Origin of the sequence: Pseudoalteromonas sp. TB25 (assembly GCF_000497995.1) — a bacterium.
GTDB lineage: Bacteria > Pseudomonadota > Gammaproteobacteria > Enterobacterales > Alteromonadaceae > Pseudoalteromonas > Pseudoalteromonas distincta.
The window spans coordinates 1-1,600 of sequence record NZ_AUTI01000087.1; the positions used below are offsets into that span (position 1 = coordinate 1).

General features: G+C 37.6%; 2 protein-coding genes and 1 pseudogene. All 3 read left to right on the top strand.

Annotation, left to right across the window (positions count from 1 at the left end; translation table 11 throughout):
• On the top strand, positions 1 to 601 hold a 601-nt coding region (locus L652_RS0101745; protein ID WP_024603224.1), incomplete at its 5' end, for a sulfite exporter TauE/SafE family protein.
• Between the two features lies 1 nt (position 602).
• Positions 603 to 1,211, top strand: a complete 609-nt coding sequence (locus tag L652_RS0101750; RefSeq protein ID WP_002958255.1) for a primosomal replication protein — start codon at positions 603 to 605, stop codon at positions 1,209 to 1,211.
• 12 nt (positions 1,212 to 1,223) lie between these two features.
• Positions 1,224 to 1,600 (top strand): annotated as a pseudogene (locus L652_RS0101755) (histone deacetylase); the annotation flags it as partial.

The window sequence follows — 1,600 nt, forward strand, 5'->3', positions numbered from 1 at the left end:
TGGCTCGTTAACGGCAAGCTATACATACTATAAAAAGAACTTATTTAGTCCTAAGTTTTGGGCAGCCTCCATTATTGCTACCGCAGTAGGTGCATTGATAGGTACTGTTATTGTTGATCATTTAAGTATCGATTTTTTAAACAAACTACTCCCCATTATTATTATTTTAGTTGCTGGCTATAGCTTATTTGGTAATTTAAGCACCACCGAAGGCGATGAACTTCCTAAACTAAACAAAGCGATGAAAATAAAACAATGGCTACAAGGTTTAGCATTAGGCTTTTTTGATGGTTTAGCAGGCCCAGGTACGGGTACATTTTGGACTGCTTCTAATGGCATGCTTTACAAAATGAACCTGCTACTCAACTGTGGTTTAGCGCGTTCAATGAATTTTGTGTCTAACTTTATATCTTTAATTACCTTTGTTGCACTCGGCCATGTAAACTTTTTACTTGGCATAACAATGGGCTTTTTTATTATGCTAGGCGCATGGTTTGGGGCGCATTCAGCAATACGTTTTGGTAGCAAATTTATTCGCCCAGTATTTAATACTATGGTTATACTTTTAGCATTAAAACTAATTTACGAGGCTTACTTTTAATATGCATTCAATGGCTTTAGATAAACTACGCCAACAAGTTGCAACGCTAAAACAACAAGCTGAGCAATTTGATAAAGCTAAACTTTTTTCTAAAAATCGTTACATGCAAGCACAACCTAGCTTGTTTGACCGCGCAGTTTTTAGTACCAAAAGCATGAACCTAGTCGATTACGTAATAGAAATAGAAGACGAAGTTTCAAGGTTACCACCAAGCGAGCATCGCCATGCTTATACCTACGCGCTTGAACGTATTGCTGCTCAAATACAAGCTGTATTCAATGTTATTAAATCAACGCCTATTTGGGTTAAAGAAAACAAAAGCCATTATAAACCACGCCCTAAGCAAACCGTTTATAAGCAAGCTGTGCAAAAAATAATGCAATCATCCCATGAGCTTTACGACGAATTAAAACAAAACCATGAGTTTGAACGCCGTTTAGTGCTCATGATTGAAGAGCGAAAAATGCAAATGGATAAAGCCTCGCCTGCTAAAGCACAAAAGCTTAACCTTGAAATATTAAGCACACACGCTCGATTAGGCCGCTGCAGAAAAGCAATTTCTGCCACCGAAGATAAAATTCAACAAGTAGAAAAACAGCAGCTGCGTTAAGCGCACTTTACTATGCAGCTTTATTATCATCCATTGTATTCAGACCTTATACTCCCAGAACGTCATCGATTCCCTATTCAAAAGTATAAGTTACTTAAAACAGAAATAGAAAACCTAGGTGTTTCGGCTATTCACTTTCAAGAGCCTAAAAAAGCAACCAAATCTCAACTTTCGCTATGTCATAGCCAACGTTATATAGATGACTTTTTAAATGGGACTCTTAGCAATAAAGCCATAAAAAAAATGGGCTTTCCTTATTCAAATGAATTGGTAGAGCGCACATTACTATCAGTTGGGGCAAGCATCCAAAGTAGTGAACACGCGCTAAAACATGGTTTTTCGGCTAATTTAAGTGGTGGCTATCATCATGCATACAGTGATTACGGCAG